Raw genomic sequence first — 20,100 nt, 5'->3', positions numbered from 1 at the left:
GGCTTTCACGCCGCCCGGGCGACGGACATCAATACGTCCGCGCCTTCTTGCAAGGCGCGTAGAACGTGCCGTTGCCGGCAACGACGCGCTCGAGGCATTGCCGGGGATCGGTGATCTCGCCGTCGACCTGAAAATAATAGGCCTGCGGTCCCAGGCTCAGGACGTAATGTCCCGGCGGAAGCTCGAGCTCCACATCACTGGCGTGCAGCTCGTACATTTCGGCTTTCCCCGGAATCGGCGAGATCCGGAACGGGTAAGAGAAGTTCCGGATCACGCCGACGTCGTCTCCGCCACTCGTCGTCTTGCCTGCAGCGTCGGTCGAAAACTCCTTGACCTTCGCGACAACGCGGACCTCGACGCGCTCGGGGATCACATTTGCAATATCCCGGCGGAACACGATGAACTTGACGTGGCCGTTCGGCAGATGCGGCCGATCGGGCTTCTTGAATTCCGGTGAAATCGCAATGCGCATGTCCGGCGCCATCACGCCGGTCGCGTTCAGCTCAGCCAGCGACTTGTCGTCGATCAAGGCATAGATGCCGTAATCGCTGGGAAGCACGCGCGTGGGTGGAGGCGGCGGAGAGGGCACCATTTCCGGCTTGGCCACCGTGATCGTCGTCTCGGGTTTTGGCGCGACCTGTGCGATCTCCGGCGTCTGCGACGACATCTGCCGGCGCAGCGCGGCGATCCGGTCTCGCTGCGAGACGATCACGACGGTTGCGCCAACGACGAGCAGGATGGCCGCCGTCCGCTTGATCACAGGCCAGAGCGGACCAGAGACCACTGGCAGCTTGCTGCGGGACTTGATCCCCGAAGGCAAAACCGTTGTATCGCCGGAGACCAGAAGAGTGCCTGCTTCGGTGACCCTGGATGACGTGAGTTGCTGCGGCGGCAAGCGCTCCAGCGGCGCCTGTTCGCGCGAAAACTTCTCGACCTCATCGATCGCGACCTCGAGGGCCTGCTTCATCTGCTCGATGTTTTTCGCGTCGGCGTAGGTGAACTGCTCCTGGAGCTTGTAGCGGGCGAGATCGTAGACCATCTGCCGCCGGGCTTCGGCGTCGTCTTTCACCGTCTCGAGCATGCGCGAAATCACCAGCGCAAACTGCACCTGGTTTGCGGGCAAATCGGTCGGGTCCTGTTGACCGGGAAGCAGGTCCCTCGAGTCACTCATAGCGCTGACGGTCCAAGGCCTGTCACGCCGATACCCAATTCTTCCATTCAAAACAGTCGGTTAAGCGGATGGCGGGCGCGTCCGCGCCCGCTTCGTACACGTCCTGACACGACAAGGAAAGCCTCCGAAGTGAGGCGCGGCGGAGCGTCGGCACATCACACATGCAGTCGGATCGAGGAAGGCGGCCGCGCCAGTAGTTCCCCGGAATGCGCGGTGGCGCTGGATTTGCATAGCTATCGGCAAATCCGCCGGAGGAGCGAGTCGCCGCTGCCGTGCCTGTTCGAGGGCGCGAGCGACGTCGCCTGTTCCTCGCGGCGCCAACTTCGATCCGTGAGATGACGTTATGAAACTCGCAAGACCGTGTGCGGCGACGTTGCTGGGACTGACAATGCTGCTGGCGACATCGGCGTTGGCGCGTGACGACGGGCGCTATGCCAACTCGCCGTTAAAACCCTGGTTCGAGAGCCTGCGCAGCCAGTACGGACAGTGCTGTTCGGATGCCGACGGCTATGTCGTCGCCGATGTCGACTGGGAGTCCGACAAGGGACACTATCGTGTGCTTCTCGACGAGGAGTGGGTCGTCGTGCCCGACGGTGCCGTGATCACCGAGCCGAACAAGATCGGCCGCACCATGGTGTGGAAGCACTATATCGACGGCCACCCGCGCGTGCGCTGCTTCATGCCGGGCAGCATGACGTAGAGGCGTGATATCTCGAGGATCTAGCGCTGGCGTAGAGTAACCGCGAGACGGATGTCCGATGGTGTCGCGTCATAGGCGCGCCGGAATGTGCGGTTGAAATAGGACAGTTCGGCGAAGCCGCATTCGAAGGCGATTGCGCTGATCGTGAGTGCCGCAAAGTCGGCATCCCGCAGCATGTTCATGGCGCGCTCGAGCCGGCGAGCGAGCACGAATTCCGAGAACGTCGTGCCCTCCCGCTCGAACAGCTTCTGGACGTAGCGCGGAGTCACGCCGTGCCGCAAAGCGACCGTCAAGGCCGAGAGATCGCCGGCGCCGAGACGCTCGCGGATTTCCGCCTTGATCGATTGAAGCCGTGCGGCCGCGACGCCGCGATGCCGTGCCTCATGCGTCGCGTCAGCATTGGCGCCGATCGCAAGTGCCGCAAGATCCACGATGTGGTTTGCGGCTGCTTTCGCCAGCCCGGCATCGAGCGGGTCGCTCTCATGCAGCGTCTGCACGTAGCGGATCAGGAGCTGCAACGCGCCGCTCTCGGCGGGGATCTGTCGCGCATAGGCCGCGCCCAGATCGGGAACGAGGGCGGAGACCGCCGGACGCGGCAGCACGATGGTGATGAAGCTGCCGAGGCTGTGCATCGTGCTCACGGACGGATCAGTGCCCGATATCACCGAGGCGGTGCCGGGGCGGCAGACGATCTCGCGGCCAAGTTGTCGCGTGGTGGCGGCTCCACTCATCAGCATCGACAATCCAAAGGCGTCTCTGGCGCCGGCAAGATGTTGCCGCGTGGAGTGATAATGCGCAGGCGATCGCGATCCCGAGACCAGCCCGACGCCGGGCAGGCCCTGGAATGTCACACTGGCATGAAACGGCCCGTCGCCGATCGTCTCGATGTCGACGCTGGCGATGTTGCGACCGTAGACCTCCCGCCACATGGCGAGACGCCGGTGGCTTGGAAATGCGTCAGTCGATGTTTGGACGGGAGCGAAGGACGGGGCAAGCGATGTCATGCTGGATTGTCGCAATCCATCGCTCGGTGGTTCGATGGCTCTCTCTCGTGTTGATAAAGCATCCCGTCGCGATTTCAACCGCGATGGTCAGTGTGGCCGCAATACATCGTCTCCCGCAAAGTGACAGGCAAGTTCGCTCCAGTCCCATCCAGTTCTCCCCAGTCTGAGCGGTCGCGATCCGCCGCGGCTAGGTGTTCGTTCTCGCGCCGAATTTGGTGTGGTCGAAGCTGATTCTGGAGGAGTTGGAATGAGGTTGGGGCTCGGGCTTCGCAAGGCGTGGCTCACGACGACTGCGGTCGTTGCGTTTGCTGCATGTGGCGACACATCCGTCATGGCCGGTGATACCGAGGCTCTGCTTTCGCTGCTTGCCAGCAAGGGCGTGATCTCGTCGAACGAGGCCCGGGCGGTTACCTCCGCGCCACCGGCCGAGCAGGGCGATCGCCTTGTCGCGATCCTCCGCAGGAAGGGCGTGCTTGCCGACGGCGACATACAGGCGCTGAAATCGAAGTCGCAGCCGGCGAGCGTGGCCGCGACGGACGCCAGACCAGCCCCGGCGTCCGTCGTGGTGCCGCCGGTGACTCCGTCAAGCGGCGCTGCACCCATGCCGCGCAAGGCGGCTTCCATCGAGGTCGGCGGCTTCGAGATTGCGCCGGTCGGCTACCTCGCACTGACGGGTGTGAGCCGCAACACCAACACCGGAAATGCGACCACGACCAATTTCGGTACGATCCCGTTCTCCAACACCATCCAGGGCCAGATGACCGAGACGCGCATGTCGGCGCAGAATTCGGTGCTCGGCCTGCGCGCGCACGGCAACGTCAGGGGCGTCGATCTCACCGGCTATTTCGAGGGCGATTTCAACGGCAACGATCCCGCCAACGCCTATGTCAATTCGAACAGCCACACCTTCCGCATGCGGCTCGCTTACGCTGACGTGAGGGCCGGCCAGTTCGAGACGACCTTCGGCCAGACCTATAGCTGGCTGACGCCGAACCGCTATGGCATGGGGCCCGATCCCTCGGACGTTTTCCTCACCAACAATATCGACCAGAGCTTCCAGGTCGGCCTGCCCTGGGCGCGGCAAGCGGCGGCGCATTTCGCCTGGCACGCAACGCCGAATTTCACCATCGGCGCCGGCGTCGAAAACCCGCAGCAATATGTCGGTGCCGGCGAGGTGACCTACCCATTCGCCTTCAACGCGCAACTCGGACCGCAGTTCGACACCGGAGCCCTTCCCGGCACGCCGAACCGGATGCCCGATGTGGTCGCCAAGGCCGCCTATGACAGCGAGGTGTGGTCGGGAACGCGGCTGCATCTCGAGGCGGCCGGCATGTGGCAGCAATTCCGGTCCACCAACCTGCAGCAGTTCATCGGCGGCAATTTCGTCTGGCATGATGCCAGCGGATGGGCGACGACAGTCGGAGCGAACCTCGAATTCTTCAAGACCTTCACGCTCGTCGGCAATGCGTTCTGGAGCGATGGCGGCGGCCGCTATCTCGGGGCGCTCGGTCCTGATGTCGTGCCCACGGTGACCGGCAGTACGGGCGCGTATGACATCGCGCTCTCGACGGTTCGCTCGCACGGTTACCTCGCCGGCTTCGAGTGGCGTGTGCTCCAGCCGACGGTGCTGTCGGCCTATTACGGTCAGGCGTTCTTCGAGAACAATTACTTCCTCGACCCCACCAACCCGACGCCCAACCGCTATGCCGGCTTTGGCGGCCCGTTCTCGTCGAACTCCGCCAACAAGCAGATCGAGCAGTGGACGCTCGACCTCAAGCATACGTTCTGGGCCGACCCGCAATACGGCGCCATCTCGGGCCTTGCACAATACTCGTATCTGCGGCGTGAGCCCTGGTTCGTGGCGGCCGGCGCGCCGCCCGATGCGCACACGCACCTGTTCTTCACCGAGCTGCGCTACGCGCTGCCGGGCAACTAAGCGAAACGCGAGGATGAGACCAATGATCAAGCACGCAATTGCCCTCGCTTCTTTCCTGGGCCTGCTCGCCGGCCAAGCCGCGGCGGCGGATCTTGCGGCGGTGCCTTATGCGCAGGTCGCGACGGTTGCTCCGTGGACCGGATTCCATGTCGGCGTCGCCGGCGGCTGGGGGCGCGGAAGCTCGCGCCAGGACCAGACCGGTAGCCCGTTCGCCGGCGTCGGTGATTCCGGGGATTTTGCTCAGGCGGGGTGGATCGCGGGTGCCACGGTCGGCTACGACTGGCAGTTCGGCATGTTCGCCGTCGGTGTCGAGGGCGATCTCTCCGCGGCCGATATCGACGGTAACACGTCGAATGGCGGCTGCGCCGGCGTCGTTCCCTGCCGTACCAAGATCACCTGGCTGCACACCGGTCGCGGTCGCGTGGGCGTGACGTTCGGGCAGTTCATGCCCTACATCACCGGCGGCGTTGCTTTCGCCGGGCTCAAGGCCACCAACTTCAACACCGAGAACTCGCAGCCGAATGGGATGTGGGGCGGGGTCGTCGGTGGTGGCGTGGAATGGATGTTCCTGCCGCAATGGTCGGCAAAGGCGGAATATCTCTTCATCCCATCGTTCGGAACGGCGACGCCGTCGGATCTGGCCGGCAAGGTGACCGAACGCAACGTCAGCCTGGTGCGGTTCGGCGTCAACTACCACTTCGCGGACGCGCCGGTGACGGCGCGATATTGACGGGCGAGCGCACGCATACGAAATGCCGGAAGCGGCGTTCTGCTTCCGGCATTTGTCGTGACTGGATGGATCTAGCGCGCTTCGCTGTCGGAGCTCACGCTGGCGAGCCGCTTGACGCGCGGCGACAGCACCGACATCTGCGCGGGCGAGGCCGGCATGCCGGCGACGATCATCGTGGGGGCAGTCGATTGCTCCTCGACGCCGGCGCCGCCGAGCACCTGAACCTGCACCGTCGAGATCGGAAACGACTTCGCTTCGTAAGAGGGGAGCTCGCCGGCAAATGCGCTGGCTGTGCTTGCAATCATTGCGCCGGCAACGGCAATCATCGAGAGAATACGCATTTCAAAATCTCCGTTGAAGATATCAATCGGAGGTTTGGTCGCGGCAGTGCCGCAGCAGGTTCGCTTGTGTGCGAACATTCGTCTTCCGCGGGCGGGTCAATTTGGTTGCGTGCGACGGCAGGACGAAACGAGGAAGAAGTTTTCCGCGCCAATGTTTCAGCAAGGTTTCGCGACAGACGGACGATCGTGCTTTACGCGCCGAGTTTGGTTTCTCGTACCACCGCGTCGGCGCGGCGGCACAAATCCGGATTGAGCGCGAGCCCGAGACCGGGGGGCGTCGGTGCCGATACGATGCCGTTGGTCACGACAGGCAGCGCCGTGACGAGATCGCGGTACCAGGTCGACAGCGTCGCGCGCACGACCTCCTGGAAGATCGCCGTCGGCGCATGCAGCGCCAGATGCAGCCCCGCCATCAGCGCCACGGGTCCGGTGCAGTCATGCGGCGCAAGCGGCTTGTTGTAGGCCTCGCTCAACGCCGCGATCTTGCGCGCCTCGCTCAGGCCGCCGCACCAGGCGATGTCGAGCATCACGACGTCGACCGCATCGGCCGCGAGCAGATTGCGGAAGCTCGCTGCGCCCGCTAGCGTCTCGCTGCCGCAGATCGGTGTCTTCACGCGCCGCCTGAGATCGGCAAGGCCCTGCACGTCGTCCATCTTGTTGAGGGGATCCTCGACCCAGAACACGCCGTAATCTTCGAGCGCGCGGCAGATGCGTTCGGCGGTGTGCATGCCCCACAGGCTGTGCAGCTCGCACATGATCTCGATGCGGTCGCCGACGGCGTCGCGGATTTTGCGGAACGGCTCCAGTCCGGTCTTGAGGTCTGTGAGCGAGATCGCATGGCCGCCATTCGCGGCAAACGGATCGAACGGCCAGATCTTCATGGCGCCGTAGCCTTCGCTCAGAAGGCTTTCGGCAAGCGTCCCGGCATCGCGCATGAAGGCGATCTGATCGTCGTAGGGGCCGAGCGCGGCATCGTCCGCGCCGATCTCGCGGCGCCTGGAGCTCTTGGTGTTGTAGGCATAGCCGGCGCAGGTGTTGTAGGCGCGGATCTCGAGCCGGCTGGCGCCGCCGAGAGCCTCGTGCACGGGAATGCCGTGACGCTGGCCCTTGAGGTCCCACAGCGCGATGTCGATGGCGCTGGCCGCGCGCACCTCGGCGCTGACGCTGTGAAAGCCGAGATAGGGCGTCAGCAACTGGCGCGAGATCGCCTCGATGCGGCGGGAGTCCTGGCCGAGCACCAGCGGCGCCGCGAGTTCGTGCACGGCCGCCTCGACCGCTTGCGCGCCGCGAAAGCTTTCGCCGAGGCCGCTCAGTCCCTCGTCGGTTTCGATCTCGACCCAGATCAGGTTCGGCCGCTCGTCGATGCGGATCGTGCGCAGGGTCGTGACGCGGGACATCGAGGTCCTCTTGGAGTCCTCTTGGACGAGTTGCCGGTGCTCAGGTCACCGGTGCCGGATTGAACAGCGTGAGGTCGTTGTGAATGCCCCAGTGATCCGACCACGGCTTGGTACGGCCGGAGGCGACATCGAGGATCAGGCGGAACAGGTCCCAGCCGGTTTCCTCGATCGTCTTCTCGCCGGTCGCGATGCCGCCCGCGTCGAAATCGATCAGGTCCTTCCAGCGTCGCGCCAGCTCTGTGCGGGTCGCGACCTTGATCACGGGCGCCGCCGCGAGGCCGTAAGGCGTGCCGCGGCCGGTGGTGAACACCTGCAAGGTCATGCCGGAGGCAAGCTGGAGCGTGCCGCAGATGAAATCGGAAGCCGGCGTCGCCGCGAACAGCATGCCCTTCTGCGTCGCCTTCTGACCGGGCGAGAGCACGCCGGTGATGGCTGACGAGCCGGACTTGACGATCGAGCCCAATGATTTTTCGACGATGTTGGCGAGGCCGCCCTTCTTGTTGCCGGGGGTGGTGTTGGCGCTGCGATCGGCACCGCCGCGGGCGAGATAAGAGTCGTACCAGGCCATCTCGCGCACCAGCGCGCGGCCGACGTCCTCGTTGATGGCGCGGCGGGTGAGAAGCTGGATGGCGTCGCGCACCTCGGTGACTTCCGAGAACATCACGGTGGCGCCGGCGCGCACCAGAAGGTCGGCGGCGAAGCCGAGGGCGGGGTTCGCCGTGACGCCGGAGAATGCGTCACTGCCGCCGCATTGCAGGCCGATCACGAGATCGGCAGCCGGGCAGGTCTCGCGGGTACGCTTGTTGAGGATCTTCAGGCGGGCTTCCGCTTGCGTCATGATCGCATCGACGATCGCGCCAAAGCCGTCGAAGGCTTCGTCCTGCATGCGCACGATGGCGTCGCTGATGCCTTCGGGCACCAGCCGCTCGGGCGCAAGCTTCTCGCAGCCGAGACTGATGACCAGGATCTCGCCGCCGAAATTCGGGTTGAGCGCGAGGTTCTGCAGCGTGCGGATCGGCACCACCGCATCGGGCGCTGTGATAGCAACGCCGCAGCCATAAGCGTGTGTCAGCGGCACGACGTCATCGACGTTCGGGTATTTCGGCAACAGCTCGGCGCGGATGCGCTTCACCGCATATTCCATCGTGCCCTTGACGCATTGCACGGAGGAGGAGATGCCGAGGATGTTCTTGGTGCCGACCGAGCCGTCGGGATTACGAAAGCCTTCGAAGGTGAAGCCTTCGAGCGGCGGCAGCGGCGCAGGCACGGCGGTGGAGATTTCGAGCTTGTCGAGGGCCGGGGCCTCCGGCATGCGGATGCGCGCCTCGTCCACCCATTCGCCGGCCAGGATCGGCGCGAGTGCGTAGCCGATCACCTCGCCATAGCGGATGATCGGCGCGCCTTCGGCGATGTCGACCAGCGCCGTCTTGTGTCCCTGCGGGACGAAGGCGCGCAGCGTCAGTCCGCAGGCGAAGCGAGAGCCGGCGGGAAGCCCGAAATCATTCACGACGATCGCGACGTTGTCGCGCGCGTTGAGCTTGATGTAGCGGGGCTGTTCTTTCGCTGCGACGTCCTGGTCCATGGTCGGACTCCGAAAGTGTAGGGTGGGCAAAGGCGCAACGCGCCGTGCCCACCATGCTTCACGCCGAACATAAGCGGTGGGCACGCTTCGCTTTGCCCACCCTACGATATCGACCGATCAACCCGGATAGGTATAGGCCGTCTTCACCGTTGTGTAGAACTCGCGCGCATAGGAGCCCTGCTCGCGGGCGCCGTAGCTCGAGCCCTTCCGGCCGCCGAACGGCACGTGATAGTCGACGCCGGCGGTCGGCAGATTGACCATCACCATGCCGGACTCGCTGTTGCGCTTGTAGTGCGAGGCGTATTTCAGGCTGGTGGTGCAGATGCCGGAGGCGAGGCCGAACTCGGTGTCGTTGGAGATCGCCAGCGCCTCGTCGTAGTTCTTGGCGCGGATGACGGCCGCAACGGGCCCGAAGATCTCTTCACGCGCGATGCGCATGTTGTTGTTGGCTTCGGTGAATAGCGCCGGCGCGAGATAGTGGCCGGGCGTCTCGCGCTTGAGCAGCTCGCCGCCGAAGGCGAGCTTGGCGCCTTCGTCCTGGCCGATCTTGATATAGCGGAGGTCTTGGTCGAGCTGGCTCTGGTCGACCACCGGGCCGATATGGACGCCGGCCTTGAGCGCGTCGTCGACCGACAGGCTGTTGAGGCGCTCGGCCACCGCCGCGACGAAGCGGTCGTGGATGCCTTCGGTGACGATCAGGCGGGACGACGCCGTGCAGCGCTGGCCGGTCGAGAAATAGGCGCCGTTGACGGCGACCTCGACGGCGGTCTTGAGATCGGCGTCGTCGAGCACGACCAGCGGGTTCTTGCCGCCCATCTCGAGCTGGAACTTCTTCATCGGGTTCGAGAGCACGCAGGCCTGCGCGATCTTGCGGCCGGTCTGCACCGAGCCGGTGAAGGAGATCGCCGCCACGTCAGGGTGGTCGAGCAGGGTCTGGCCGACCACGGAGCCGGAGCCGACCACGAGGTTGAAGACGCCTGCCGGAATGCCGGAGCGCGTGATGATCTCGGACAGCGCATGCGCCGAGCCGGGCACCAGTTCGGCCGGCTTGAACACCACGGTGTTGCCGTAGCAGAGCGCGGGCGCGATCTTCCAGGCCGGGATCGCGATCGGGAAATTCCAGGGCGTGATCATGCCGACGACGCCGACGGGCTCGCGGGTGAGCTCGACGTCGAGGCCGGGACGCACCGAGGCGCCCTTTTCGCCGATCAGGCGCAGCGCCTCTCCGGCGAAGAACGCAAAGATCTGGCCGGCGCGGGCGACCTCGCCGATACCCTCGGGGAGCGTCTTGCCTTCCTCGCGGGCAAGCAGACGGCCGAGTTCTTCCTTGCGGGCGAGGATCTCGAGGGAAATCTTGTTCAGCGCGTCGTAGCGCACCTGAGGCGTCGACTGGGCCCAGGCGGGGAAGGCGGCTTTCGCGGCCGCGATCGCCTTCTCAGTCTGCGCCTTGTCGGCCTTGGCGTATTCGCCGACCAGATCGTTGGTGTTGGAGGGGTTGATGTTCTTGGTGACGCCGGAGCCGTCGACCCATTCACCGCCGATGAAGTTCTTCAGGATCGCAGTCATCTCGTTCCTCCAGGGAAAGTTTTCTAACGCACGAGGCAAGGACGCTTGTCGTCGAAGGTCCAGCCGGGGATCAGGTCCTGCATGGCCATAGCGTCATCTCGGGCGCCGAGTCCATGCTGCTTGTAAAGTTCATGTGCGGCCTCGATGGCCGCACGGTCAATCTCGATGCCGAGGCCTGGGCGATCCGGGACCGCGATCTTGCCGCCCTTGATCTGCAGCGGCTCCTTGGTGAGCGCCTGGCCATCCTGCCAGATCCAGTGGGTGTCGATCGCGGTGACCTTGCCGGGGGCCGCGGCGCCGACATGGGTGAACATCGCGAGCGAAATGTCAAAATGGTTGTTGGAGTGCGAGCCCCAGGTCAGGCCGTTGTCACGGCAGGTCTGGGCGACGCGCACCGAGCCCTGCATGGTCCAGAAATGGGGGTCGGCGAGCGGAATGTCCACCGCACCCAGGCGCAGCGCGTGGCTAAGCTGGCGCCAGTCGGTCGCGATCATATTGGTTGCGGTCGGCAAGCCCGTGGCGCGGCGGAACTCGGCCATGATCTCGCGGCCGGAGAAGCCGGCCTCGGCGCCGCAGGGATCCTCGGCATAGGCGAGGATGCCGTGCATGTTCTTGCAGAGGCCGATGGCCTCGTCGAGCGACCAGGCGCCGTTCGGATCGAGCGTAACGCGCGCATCGGGAAAGCGCTTGGCGATGGCCGTGACGGCCTCGATCTCCTGCTCGCCGCGGAGCACGCCGCCTTTCAGCTTGAAGTCGGCGAAGCCGTAGTGGTCCTGGGTGGCTTCCGCGAGCCGCACCACCGTCTCAGGCGTCATCGCTTCCTGATGGCGGAGGTTGAACCAGTCGGGCTTGCCGGTCTCGCCCTTGACGTAGTCGAGCTTGCTCTTGCGCCGGTCGCCGACGAAGAAGAGGTAGCCGAGCGTCTCGACGCTCTTGCGCTGCTGGCCTTCGCCGAGCAGCGCCGCGACGGGAAGATTGAGGTGCTGGCCGAGCAGGTCGAGCAGGGCGGATTCGATTGCCGTGACCGCATGAATCATCACGCGAAGGTCAAACGTCTGCTTGCCGCGGCCGCCGGCGTCGCGGTCGGCGAAGGTGGTGCGGATGTCGGCGAGGATGTTGTTCATCGCGCCGACGGTCTTGCCGATCACGAGATCGCGGGCGTCCTGGAGCGTCTGCCAGATCTTCTGTCCGCCCGGCACCTCGCCGACGCCGGTGTGACCGGCATTGTCGGTGAGGATGACGATGTTGCGGGTGAAGAACGGCGCATGCGCGCCGCTCAGATTGAGGAGCATGCTGTCGCGGCCCGCGACCGGAATCACCTGCATCGTTGTGACGACCGGTGCGCCAGAAATATCAGTCTGGGCCATCGCACGCTCCTCCCTGTTGTGTTGCTTTATTCTGCCGCCTGTTGTGTCGATCCTGCGGCGGGCAGATTCTTCACCAGCGCGGTCAGTTCCGCAATCTCCTGCTCGGTGAGATCGGTCAGCGGCGGCCGGACCGGGCCGGAATCGCGGCCGATCACCTTCATGCCGGCCTTGATGATCGAGACCGCATAACCCTTCTTGCGGTTGCGGATCGCGATCAGCGGCAGGATGAAATCCCTCAGGCCGGCGTGGATGGTCGCATGGTCGCGCTTGCGCACCGCGGCGTAGAAGTTGGTGGCGAATTCCGGCACGAAGTTGAACACGGCCGAGGAATAGGTCGTTACGCCCATGTCGAGATAGGGCAGCGCGAACGTCTCGGCGGTCGGCAGGCCACCGACATAGGTCAGGCGGTCGCCGAGCTTGGTGTAGACGCGGGTCATCAGCTCGATGTCGCCGATGCCGTCCTTGTAGCCGACGAGATTCGGGCAGCGCTCGGCGAGGCGGGCGACCGTGTCGGGCTGGAGGATGGCGTTGTCGCGGTTGTAGACGATGACGCCGATCTTGACGGCGGCGCAGACGGCCTCGACGTGAGCGGCGAGGCCTTCCTGTTCGGAATGGGTGAGGTAGGGCGGCAGCAGCAGCAGGCCGTCAGCGCCGGCCTTCTCGGCGCCAACAGCGATCTCGCGGGCGATCGCCGTGCCGTAGCCGGTGCCGGCGAGCACGGGCACGCGGCCCTTGGTCTCCTCGACGGCGACCTTGACCACCTGCGGAACTTCGGTCGGGGTCAGCGAAAAGAACTCGCCGGTGCCGCCGGCGGCGAACAGACCTGCGACATCATAGCCGCACAGCCAATCCATGTTGGCGCGGTAGGTCGCCTCGTCGAAGGAATAGTCCGCCTTGAACGGCGTGACGGGGAAGGACAGGAGGCCGGATCCGATCTTCTGGGCCATTTCCTGCGGGGTCATCTTGCTCATGGGCGCTGCTCCCTGCTCTCGTGTTTATCGGGGACGCAACCTGAGGCGCGCGTCCATGGGCTGCTGTTTAGGCAACCGTTCGATGCGCGTCCAAGCCAAAGCCTATATCGACCGATGCGGATTGAGCATCAATCTTCCACCACCTCGGCGGAGGATAGTTCGCTGGCGATTTTGACCAGCGCGGACAGCAGCGGATTCTCGTCGTCGCGGCGCCAGACCATGAAGAGCTCGACCGGAACACGGTTGCGCAGCTTCAGGGGGCGCAGCCGAACGTCGGAGATTTTCAGGCCCGCGGCCGCGGCCGGCACGATGGCGAGGCCAAGGCCTGCGCGCACCATCGCCAGGATCGAGTGGATCTGGCTCAGGTGCTGGACGTAGCGCGGCAGGATGTCGGCGCGGGTGAACAGCGCCACGAGGAGATCGTGGAAGTAGCGGCTCTCATAGGGCGAATACATCACGAAGGGCTGGTCGTCGAAATCCTTGATGGTGATGCTGTCGGCATTGGCCAGCGGATGCTTTTTCGGGATCGCGGCGAGCAGGGGCTCGGCGACGACGCGGCGGCTGGTCAGCTCGGGCCGCGCGATCGGCGGCCGCAGCAGGCCGGCATCGATCTGGCCCGAAGTCAGCGCCTCGAACTGATCGCCCGAGACCATCTCCTTCAGCGAGAAATCGACCTCCGGGAGCTTGGCGCGGCAGGCCGCGACCAGCTCGGGCAGAAAGCCGTAGGCGGCCGCGGCCGTAAAGCCGATCTTCAGCGAGCCGGTCTTGCCGAGCGCGATGCGGCGGGCGACCTGCGAGGCGCTCTCCGCGAGCTTCAGGATGCGGCGGGCCTCGGGCAGGAAGCTGCGCCCGGCCGGCGTCAGGCGCACCGAGCGGCTGGTGCGCTCCAGCAGCGGTGCGTCGATGATGTGCTCCAGCACCTGGATCTGCCGGGACAGCGGCGGCTGGGTCATGTTCAGCCGCGCGGCGGCGCGGCCGAAGTGCAGTTCCTCCGCCACCGTGACGAAACAGCGGAGCTGGTTGAGGTCGAACATCGATACATGCCTTAGATGAATAAGGCGTTTCCCCGGCACTTCTAGCATCGATCATCCCCAAAACAAAGACGGCGGCTTTTGAGGGCCGCCGTTGAGTTGCCTGTCCCGCTCCGATCACTCGGAGCGCTCAGGAGGAACGTTTGAGCACCACCCGCTCGATCTTGCCGACCACGACGAGGTAGGCGACCGCGGCCACCAGCGCGTTGATGCCGACGAACACCAGGGCACCGTTGAAGGAGCCGGTCGCGGCCACGATGTAGCCGATCACGATAGGCGTGGTGATCGAGGAGAGGTTGCCGAAGGAGTTGAACAGGCCGCCGGAGACGCCGCCGGCTTCCTTGGGCGAGGTGTCGGAGACGACCGCCCAGCCGAGCGCGCCGATGCCCTTGCCGAAGAAGGCGAGCGCCATGAAGCCGACCACCAGCGCCTGGCCGTCGACATAGTTGCAGGCGATGATCGACATCGACAGCAGCATGCCGCCGACGATCGGGATCTTGCGCGCCATGGTCAGCGAACCGGTCTTGCGCAGGATGGCGTCGGAGATGACGCCGCCGAGCACGCCGCCGATGAAGCCGCACAGCGCGGGCAGCGTCGCGACGAAGCCGGCTTGCAGGATCGACAGGCCACGCTCCTTGACGAGGTAGACCGGGAACCAGGTCAGGAAGAAATAGGTGAGCGTGTTGATGCAGTACTGGCCGAGATAGACGCCGAGCATCATGCGGTTGGAAAGCAGCTGGCGGATATGGTCCCATTTCGGACCCGAGTCCGGCGCACGCTCGTCCTTGGGTGCGTCGAGATCGACCAGCGCGCCGCCGTCCTTGATGTAGTCGAACTCGGCCTCGTTGACGCCGGGATGCTCCTTCGGCCCGTAAACGGTCTTGACCCAGACGAGGCCCATGATGACGCCGAGCCCGCCCATGACGAAGAACACGTAGCGCCAGCCGTAATCATGGGCGATCCAGCCCATCAGCGGCGCGAAGATCACGGTGGCGAAATATTGCCCGGAATTGAAGAAGGCCGATGCGGTGCCGCGCTCATTTCCGGGAAACCAAGCCGCGACGATGCGGGCATTGGCGGGGAAGGACGGTGCTTCCGCAACGCCGACCAGGAGGCGCAGCGCGAACAGCACGGCGACGGCAGTACCGGCGCTGAAGAAGCCGACCCAGCCCTGCATCATCGTGAACAGCGACCAGACGATGATGCTGAAGGCATAGACGAGGCGCGAGCCGTAGCGGTCGAGCAGCCAGCCGCCCGGCACTTGTGCGGCTACATAGGACCAGCCGAAGGCCGAGAAGATCCAGCCCATGGCGACGGGATCGAGATGCAGTTCCTTGGAGAGCGCGGCGCCTGCGATCGAGAGCGTGGCGCGGTCGGCGTAGTTCACTGTCGTGACCAGGAACAGCATGGTCACGATGAACAGCCTGACGCGAGACCTCCTCACGTCCGTTGCGGACACCACTGCGCTCATCTGGCGCCTCCTTAGAACTTGAAATGTTTCCTCGGTGCGACTCCTAGAGGCGCACGCGGGAAAGTGTCCAAGTTCAAGGGAGTATCGATTGATGCCGTTTTTGAATTGATGGAACGGCAGAGGGCCGGAACGTAGTGTGACCGCCCGGAGAAGGCGTCGCCCGTTTCAGTGCGCAATTGCGCACAAAGGCGGGCGACGATGTGAATGTGGCGGGAGGACTGTGGTCCTCCCGCGCTTCTGTGAAGGGTCAGTCCCTGTCGCGCAGCCGCACGCCCGGCAGCAGGCGCGTATGGTCCTCGCCGCGCACCGCCTCGAGATCGTCCGGCTCGAGGCCGAGCGCTTTCAGGATGGTGGGCGCCACCTGCCGGTTCGCGACGCGCTCGCGAACGACCGTGGGCGCGAGCTTTGGATTGGAGACGACGAGCAGGACATGCGTGTCGTCCTCGGCGAAACCGCCATGTTCGGCGATCTTGGCCTTGCTCTTGCTGTAGATCGTGCCGGCGATCGGCTGGATGATGATGTCAGGCGTACGGCCGCCGGCCGGATCGCCGAACCGATCGACCAGCTCCTCGCCGGCATAGATTTTCTCGATGTGAGCCTTGTTGCTGCCTTTGCGGTCGGCTTCGAGGATTGCGACGGCCTTCTCGGCATCACCCTGGTTCTTCAGCCAGATCAGCGCAACGTCATCGGCGGTTTCCTGGGCCAGCGCGACGCCTCCATTGGTCAACAAATCGGCCGGATCGGTCACGTCGGCGCGCGCGCCGCCGCCCAGCTTCGGATTGGTGCTGCCGGTCAGCATGTGCAGCTTGTTGACGTCGATCGGCGACTGGCCGTGCTTGGCGCCGACGATCACCAGGGTGTCGCGCGCGAGGTGCTGGTCCGCCAGCGCATCGAGCATCTGGCCAAGCGAGGCGTCGACGAAGTCGAGCGAGGCCTGGAGTTGCGGGCTCGGCGTTGCCGCGGCGTCAAGATATCCGTCGGCGGTCACTTTCTGGCCGACGCTGACAGCCTGGAAGTTCATGCCGAAGATTGCGGGAACGCCGGTCTTGGTCTTGCCGGTGTGATCAAAGCCCTTGATCCAGTTGAGCACGGCCGTGACCTTGAGCTGGTCGTAGGTGCGCGTGAAGCTCGGGTCGGTGGTCCAGTCCGCGCCGGGTTGCCCCGGCACCGAGGTCGAGTTGATCTCGGGCGCATAGAGCTCGTCGAGGCCCTTGCCGGACGGACCGCTGATGATCTCGTAAGCGGGATGCTTGTCCGACCAGGCCGTGCGCCGACCGGCCTCGTGGATCACTTCCATGATGGTGTTGAGCCTCTGGAACTGATGCGGATAGACCGGTTCGCATTTGCCGTTCGTCAGGCGCATCGGCAGATGTGTCGGATCGATATGATTGGAGCCGGCAGGGCCGCCGCCGTCGAGCTTGGTCAAGTCGTAGTCGATCGATTCATCGAACAGCGTCTCGGTTCCGGGGCTGCCCTGGCAGTTGCTGCCGGGCGCGAACAGCGTGCGGTCGTAGGAATCGTCATAGAACACGCCATGGGTTTTCGGCGTCCCTCCGGTCATGAATGCAAGGAGACCAGGGAAGGAGTCCGAGGGGCGAGAGGTGTGCGCATCGGCGAAATGGACGCCATGCGCGAGCAGCCTGGCCAAGCTCGACGAAGGGTGAGAGCCGACATAGCGCTGCAGATCGACCTCATGCATGCCGTCGACGCTGATCAGCAGCACATGCTTGATGTCGCCCTTGTCCTTATCGTCCGCGCGGGCGAACGAAGGGGCCAGCAGCGAAAGACCAAGGGTCGAGGCAAAAGCGATTGCGACGGCCGCGCGCGGCCGCTTTTCGATCGTCATGATTGAGCTCCCCAATGATGTCTGTTGCGGATTGACGTGCAGGCGAACGACCACGCGCAGCGGTGAGCCTGCGCTCCCGCCACGTGCGTCAACACCTGCGTCAAATTGTAGCGTTGGGAAAACTAGGTAACGGCGATGACCGTTGGATGACGTCGCGACTACGTGGCGCGCGAAAATTTTTCTGTGCGCGCGATCGTCAACTCAAACTAATGCCAGGTTTGTCGGGCGCACGCCGGTGAAGATGCGCTGGATGCTGTCGTTGCCGAGGCCGAAGACGTGGCCGAACAGATCGGCAAACAGCGCGCGATAATCGGTCAGCACGGGATAGTCGCGGTTCTGGAACAGATGCGGCTGTTCGACCTTGACCTGCTCGCCGAGAATGCGGCCGCCATTGATGCCGCCGCCGAGCACCCAATAGACGCTGCCATGGCCGTGATCGGTGCCGCGGTCGCCGTTCTCGCGGAAGGTGCGGCCGAATTCCGAGATCACGACCACCACCGTATCGCGCCACGCGGCCGGCCCGACTTCCTCGGAGAAGCCGACGAGGGCGCGCCCGAGCTCGCCGAGCCGGTCGGCGAGATAGCCGTTGGCGGCGCCCTGGTTGACATGGGTGTCCCAACCGCCGACGTCGACGAAGCCGAGGTTGAACTGCTCGCGCATCAATCGGCCGATCCGGCGGGCCGACAATTCGAAGCCGCGCGGCGAGACGGCGCCGCGATTGGCGGCATTCATCTCCTCGGAGACCGAGCGGTAGACGTCGTCGCGCACGCGAAAGCCTTCCGATACCGAGGACGCCAGGTTGGATTGGGCATACATCTTCTTGATCAGATCGGCCTGACGGTCGTCGACGCCGGGTTTGGCGACGTTGTTGATGCCGGTGTTCGGCACCTGCGATTTGCCGCGGAAGATCAGCGGGAGCTGGTCGGTGAACGCGATCGGCTTGACCCGCGTCAGCTCGGTGGCGAGCCGGCTCATGAAGCCCGAACGATAGTCGCGCGAGCCGCCGGCCGACTGGCCGAGCTCGATCGTGTCCTGGGTCTCGAAATGGCTCCGGGTCAGGTCGTCGCTGGTGCCGGCGAAGGGAATGAAGGCGATCTCGCGCTTGGCCCAGAGCGGATAGATGCTGTCGCGCAGGGCCGGATGCAGCCCCCAATCGGCGTCGAGCGAAAGCGCGGCGTTGGGATTGCCGACATCGGGCTTGGCAATGGCGAGCGTCGGTCGCGATGCCCGATAGAATTCGCTGGAGACCGGCACCACGACATTCGCCGCGTCATAGGCGCCGCGCAGGAACACCACGAGCATACGGGCATCGGTTGCCGGCGCGGCCCAGACGCGGCCTGCCACCGTGAGCGGCGCGAGTGCGGCAAAGGTCTTGATCAGCTCGCGACGGTTCATGGTGATCTCCGTAGCTCAGTGCATGAATTCCGGTGACGACAGAAACAGCGTGTTCCAGTCCTGCGGTGAAATCGCCCGGTCGAGCGATGCCAGCGTCGCGGGGCCCAGCGTCTTGCGAAGGCCGTTGAAGTAGAGTGCATTCTGGAGAAGCGGGAACGCCGGCTGCTCGACCGGGTTCGGTCCGTCGGATTTGAACAGGCCGGACGAGCCCGATCCGATCTGGCGCGCGATCTCGAAGCGCACCATCATCTGTCCAGGGCCGTTCCACGATGCCGAGGTCAGCGCGTAGCCGTCCGGCGTCTCGTGGTTGAACAGGCCCTCGCCGAGGCGGTTGATCCAGCCCTGGATCGGCGCCGTGTTCAGGATGACGCGGTCGTCATAGGCGAGGCGGACGGCCGACAGCACGTATTGCACGGGATCCTTGAAGCGCGTGCCCGGTTTCAGCGCGGCTTCGAATTCGCTCGAATGGATCATCGTTGCGAGGACCGACGCAATGTCGCCGTCGGTGGATTTGAAGCTCTGCGCCATCCGCTGCACCAGCGTCTCCGGCGGATTGTCCGAGACGAAATAGGTCGCGATCTTGCGCGAGACATGGCTCGCGGTCGCCGGATGGCGGACCAGAATGTCGATGGCCTCGTCGACCTCGGCAAGTCCACGGCCCTTGATGGTGTGGCCGAGAAAGGTCTTGTCGCTGTAGTCGTGACGGGACGGATTGAACTCGAAGGCGCCCTCGCGCACGAGCTGGGACTGCAATTCCGGCTTGAGCTTCGGGTCTTCCGGCTTGGTGTCGATGCCGACCCCGGTGAGGATCTTCGCGAGCGCCTCGACGTCGGCCTGCGTGTAGCCGGAGCCGACGCCCATGGTGTGCAGCTCCATGATCTCGCGGGCGTAGTTCTCGTTCAGATGGCCTGCCGCGTTGTCGGCGTTGTCGAGATAGCGCAGCATCGCGGGATGACGAACGGTCGCCGCGAGCAGGTCGCGAAACTTGCCGAGCGAGTTCGGGCGAAGGGCGTGATCGACGTAGTCGCCGACCAGAACGCGCAGATTCGATTTGTACTGGTGGACATTGAAATGATTGAACCAGAACCAGACCATGCGCTCGCGCAGCTGGTCGGGCGCATAGAGCGCGCGCAGGATGGTACGGGTCGCGGCCTGCTTGGCGCGATCGTTCATCGCCTGCTGAAAGACCTGCTGCGCGGCTTTCTTCTGCTCGGGATCGGCGACCTGATTGGCGCTCTTGGATTGCTGCTCGAAGGCAACCGCAATGTCGAACGGGAAGCTGTGGACGTCGGGCATCGCGTCGATCTGCGCTTTGGCCGCGTCGGGCAAAACCGGATTGCCGGCCGGATGCAACTGCTCCTGCAGCCAGCGTTCGGCACCAAGGTCGTGCATGTGCGCGGCACTCGCGGTACTGACGCCAAAGGTCAGCCGATCGAGCAGAGCGAGATCATGCGGATTGAGGTCGTCGGCGCGGGTCGTGTTCGCTTGCAGGCCCGCAGCCAGCGCCACGAACGCCGCAACGCGCGACCAGTGCAGCCGACGACATCCGCTTCTGCTATCCACGATCGGTCCCGACGGGTTCGGACTGCATG

General features: G+C 64.7%; 16 protein-coding genes. 3 read left to right on the top strand and 13 right to left on the bottom strand.

The window, feature by feature from the left end; all coding sequences use genetic code 11:
• Positions 1-28 precede the first annotated feature (28 nt).
• Positions 29-1,171, bottom strand: a complete 1,143-nt coding sequence (locus tag NLM32_RS31555; RefSeq protein WP_254132632.1) for a hypothetical protein — start codon at positions 1,169-1,171, stop codon at positions 29-31.
• A 343-nt stretch (positions 1,172-1,514) separates the two neighbouring features.
• Here NLM32_RS31555 and NLM32_RS31550 point away from each other — a divergent pair, with 343 nt between their 5' ends.
• Positions 1,515-1,871 (top strand): hypothetical protein, encoded by a 357-nt coding sequence (locus NLM32_RS31550; protein WP_254132631.1) that lies wholly within the window; start codon positions 1,515-1,517, stop codon positions 1,869-1,871.
• A 20-nt stretch (positions 1,872-1,891) separates the two neighbouring features.
• On the opposite strand, the gene NLM32_RS31545 is transcribed toward NLM32_RS31550, so the two are convergent.
• Complete coding sequence (locus NLM32_RS31545) at positions 1,892-2,800, bottom strand: AraC family transcriptional regulator (RefSeq protein WP_254132630.1); 909 nt, start codon at positions 2,798-2,800, stop codon at positions 1,892-1,894.
• A gap of 322 nt (positions 2,801-3,122) precedes the next feature.
• Between NLM32_RS31545 and NLM32_RS31540 the strand changes: the two genes are divergently transcribed.
• Positions 3,123-4,811, top strand: coding sequence for a hypothetical protein (locus NLM32_RS31540; RefSeq protein WP_254132629.1), 1,689 nt, complete (start codon positions 3,123-3,125; stop codon positions 4,809-4,811).
• Between the two features lie 22 nt (positions 4,812-4,833).
• Positions 4,834-5,541 (top strand): outer membrane protein, encoded by a 708-nt coding sequence (locus NLM32_RS31535; RefSeq protein ID WP_254132628.1) that lies wholly within the window; start codon positions 4,834-4,836, stop codon positions 5,539-5,541.
• Between the two features lie 71 nt (positions 5,542-5,612).
• Here NLM32_RS31535 and NLM32_RS31530 read toward each other — a convergent pair whose 3' ends face one another.
• The 11 genes from NLM32_RS31530 to NLM32_RS31480 all read right to left on the bottom strand — a co-directional run bounded on the left by NLM32_RS31530 (position 5,613) and on the right by NLM32_RS31480 (position 20,071).
• A complete protein-coding gene (locus NLM32_RS31530; RefSeq protein WP_254132627.1) occupies positions 5,613-5,882 on the bottom strand; it encodes a hypothetical protein in 270 nt (89 codons plus the stop codon).
• Between the two features lie 191 nt (positions 5,883-6,073).
• Positions 6,074-7,279: a mandelate racemase/muconate lactonizing enzyme family protein gene (locus NLM32_RS31525; protein ID WP_254132626.1), complete on the bottom strand. Its 1,206-nt coding sequence runs from the start codon at positions 7,277-7,279 to the stop codon at positions 6,074-6,076.
• Positions 7,280-7,319: 40 nt separating this feature from the next.
• Entirely contained in the window at positions 7,320-8,861 is a 1,542-nt protein-coding gene (garD, locus tag NLM32_RS31520; protein ID WP_254132625.1) for a galactarate dehydratase, read from the bottom strand.
• A 117-nt stretch (positions 8,862-8,978) separates the two neighbouring features.
• Positions 8,979-10,427: an aldehyde dehydrogenase family protein gene (locus NLM32_RS31515; RefSeq protein WP_254132624.1), complete on the bottom strand. Its 1,449-nt coding sequence runs from the start codon at positions 10,425-10,427 to the stop codon at positions 8,979-8,981.
• A gap of 23 nt (positions 10,428-10,450) precedes the next feature.
• Positions 10,451-11,794, bottom strand: coding sequence for a glucarate dehydratase (gudD, locus tag NLM32_RS31510; RefSeq protein ID WP_254132623.1), 1,344 nt, complete (start codon positions 11,792-11,794; stop codon positions 10,451-10,453).
• A 26-nt stretch (positions 11,795-11,820) separates the two neighbouring features.
• Positions 11,821-12,765 carry a 5-dehydro-4-deoxyglucarate dehydratase gene (gene kdgD / locus NLM32_RS31505; RefSeq protein WP_254132622.1) on the bottom strand — a complete coding sequence of 315 codons (945 nt, stop codon included), beginning with the start codon at positions 12,763-12,765 and terminating at the stop codon, positions 11,821-11,823.
• A 128-nt stretch (positions 12,766-12,893) separates the two neighbouring features.
• Positions 12,894-13,799 (bottom strand): LysR substrate-binding domain-containing protein, encoded by a 906-nt coding sequence (locus NLM32_RS31500; protein WP_254132621.1) that lies wholly within the window; start codon positions 13,797-13,799, stop codon positions 12,894-12,896.
• 127 nt (positions 13,800-13,926) lie between these two features.
• Positions 13,927-15,267, bottom strand: a complete 1,341-nt coding sequence (locus NLM32_RS31495; RefSeq protein WP_254132620.1) for an MFS transporter — start codon at positions 15,265-15,267, stop codon at positions 13,927-13,929.
• Positions 15,268-15,514: 247 nt separating this feature from the next.
• Positions 15,515-17,113 carry an alkaline phosphatase family protein gene (locus NLM32_RS31490; protein WP_254132619.1) on the bottom strand — a complete coding sequence of 533 codons (1,599 nt, stop codon included), beginning with the start codon at positions 17,111-17,113 and terminating at the stop codon, positions 15,515-15,517.
• 201 nt (positions 17,114-17,314) lie between these two features.
• Positions 17,315-18,508 carry a DUF1501 domain-containing protein gene (locus NLM32_RS31485; RefSeq protein WP_254132618.1) on the bottom strand — a complete coding sequence of 398 codons (1,194 nt, stop codon included), beginning with the start codon at positions 18,506-18,508 and terminating at the stop codon, positions 17,315-17,317.
• A gap of 15 nt (positions 18,509-18,523) precedes the next feature.
• Complete coding sequence (locus tag NLM32_RS31480) at positions 18,524-20,071, bottom strand: DUF1800 domain-containing protein (protein WP_375143583.1); 1,548 nt, start codon at positions 20,069-20,071, stop codon at positions 18,524-18,526.
• Positions 20,072-20,100: the final 29 nt, after the last annotated feature.

This window comes from Bradyrhizobium sp. CCGUVB14 (genome assembly GCF_024199935.1).
GTDB lineage: Bacteria > Pseudomonadota > Alphaproteobacteria > Rhizobiales > Xanthobacteraceae > Bradyrhizobium.
Note: the sequence above shows the minus strand (reverse complement) of the source record. Positions and strands in the feature narration are given on the sequence as shown.

Coding starts and splice junctions, on each gene's coding strand:
- NLM32_RS31555 (WP_254132632.1), bottom strand. CDS start 1,171: ATGAGTGACTCGAGGGACCTGCTTCCCGGTCAACAGGACCCGACCGAT.
- NLM32_RS31550 (WP_254132631.1), top strand. CDS start 1,515: ATGAAACTCGCAAGACCGTGTGCGGCGACGTTGCTGGGACTGACAATG.
- NLM32_RS31545 (WP_254132630.1), bottom strand. CDS start 2,800: ATGTGGCGGGAGGTCTACGGTCGCAACATCGCCAGCGTCGACATCGAG.
- NLM32_RS31540 (WP_254132629.1), top strand. CDS start 3,123: ATGAGGTTGGGGCTCGGGCTTCGCAAGGCGTGGCTCACGACGACTGCG.
- NLM32_RS31535 (WP_254132628.1), top strand. CDS start 4,834: ATGATCAAGCACGCAATTGCCCTCGCTTCTTTCCTGGGCCTGCTCGCC.
- NLM32_RS31530 (WP_254132627.1), bottom strand. CDS start 5,882: ATGCGTATTCTCTCGATGATTGCCGTTGCCGGCGCAATGATTGCAAGC.
- NLM32_RS31525 (WP_254132626.1), bottom strand. CDS start 7,279: ATGTCCCGCGTCACGACCCTGCGCACGATCCGCATCGACGAGCGGCCG.
- garD (WP_254132625.1), bottom strand. CDS start 8,861: ATGGACCAGGACGTCGCAGCGAAAGAACAGCCCCGCTACATCAAGCTC.
- NLM32_RS31515 (WP_254132624.1), bottom strand. CDS start 10,427: ATGACTGCGATCCTGAAGAACTTCATCGGCGGTGAATGGGTCGACGGC.
- gudD (WP_254132623.1), bottom strand. CDS start 11,794: ATGGCCCAGACTGATATTTCTGGCGCACCGGTCGTCACAACGATGCAG.
- kdgD (WP_254132622.1), bottom strand. CDS start 12,765: ATGAGCAAGATGACCCCGCAGGAAATGGCCCAGAAGATCGGATCCGGC.
- NLM32_RS31500 (WP_254132621.1), bottom strand. CDS start 13,799: ATGTTCGACCTCAACCAGCTCCGCTGTTTCGTCACGGTGGCGGAGGAA.
- NLM32_RS31495 (WP_254132620.1), bottom strand. CDS start 15,267: ATGAGCGCAGTGGTGTCCGCAACGGACGTGAGGAGGTCTCGCGTCAGG.
- NLM32_RS31490 (WP_254132619.1), bottom strand. CDS start 17,113: ATGACGATCGAAAAGCGGCCGCGCGCGGCCGTCGCAATCGCTTTTGCC.
- NLM32_RS31485 (WP_254132618.1), bottom strand. CDS start 18,508: ATGAACCGTCGCGAGCTGATCAAGACCTTTGCCGCACTCGCGCCGCTC.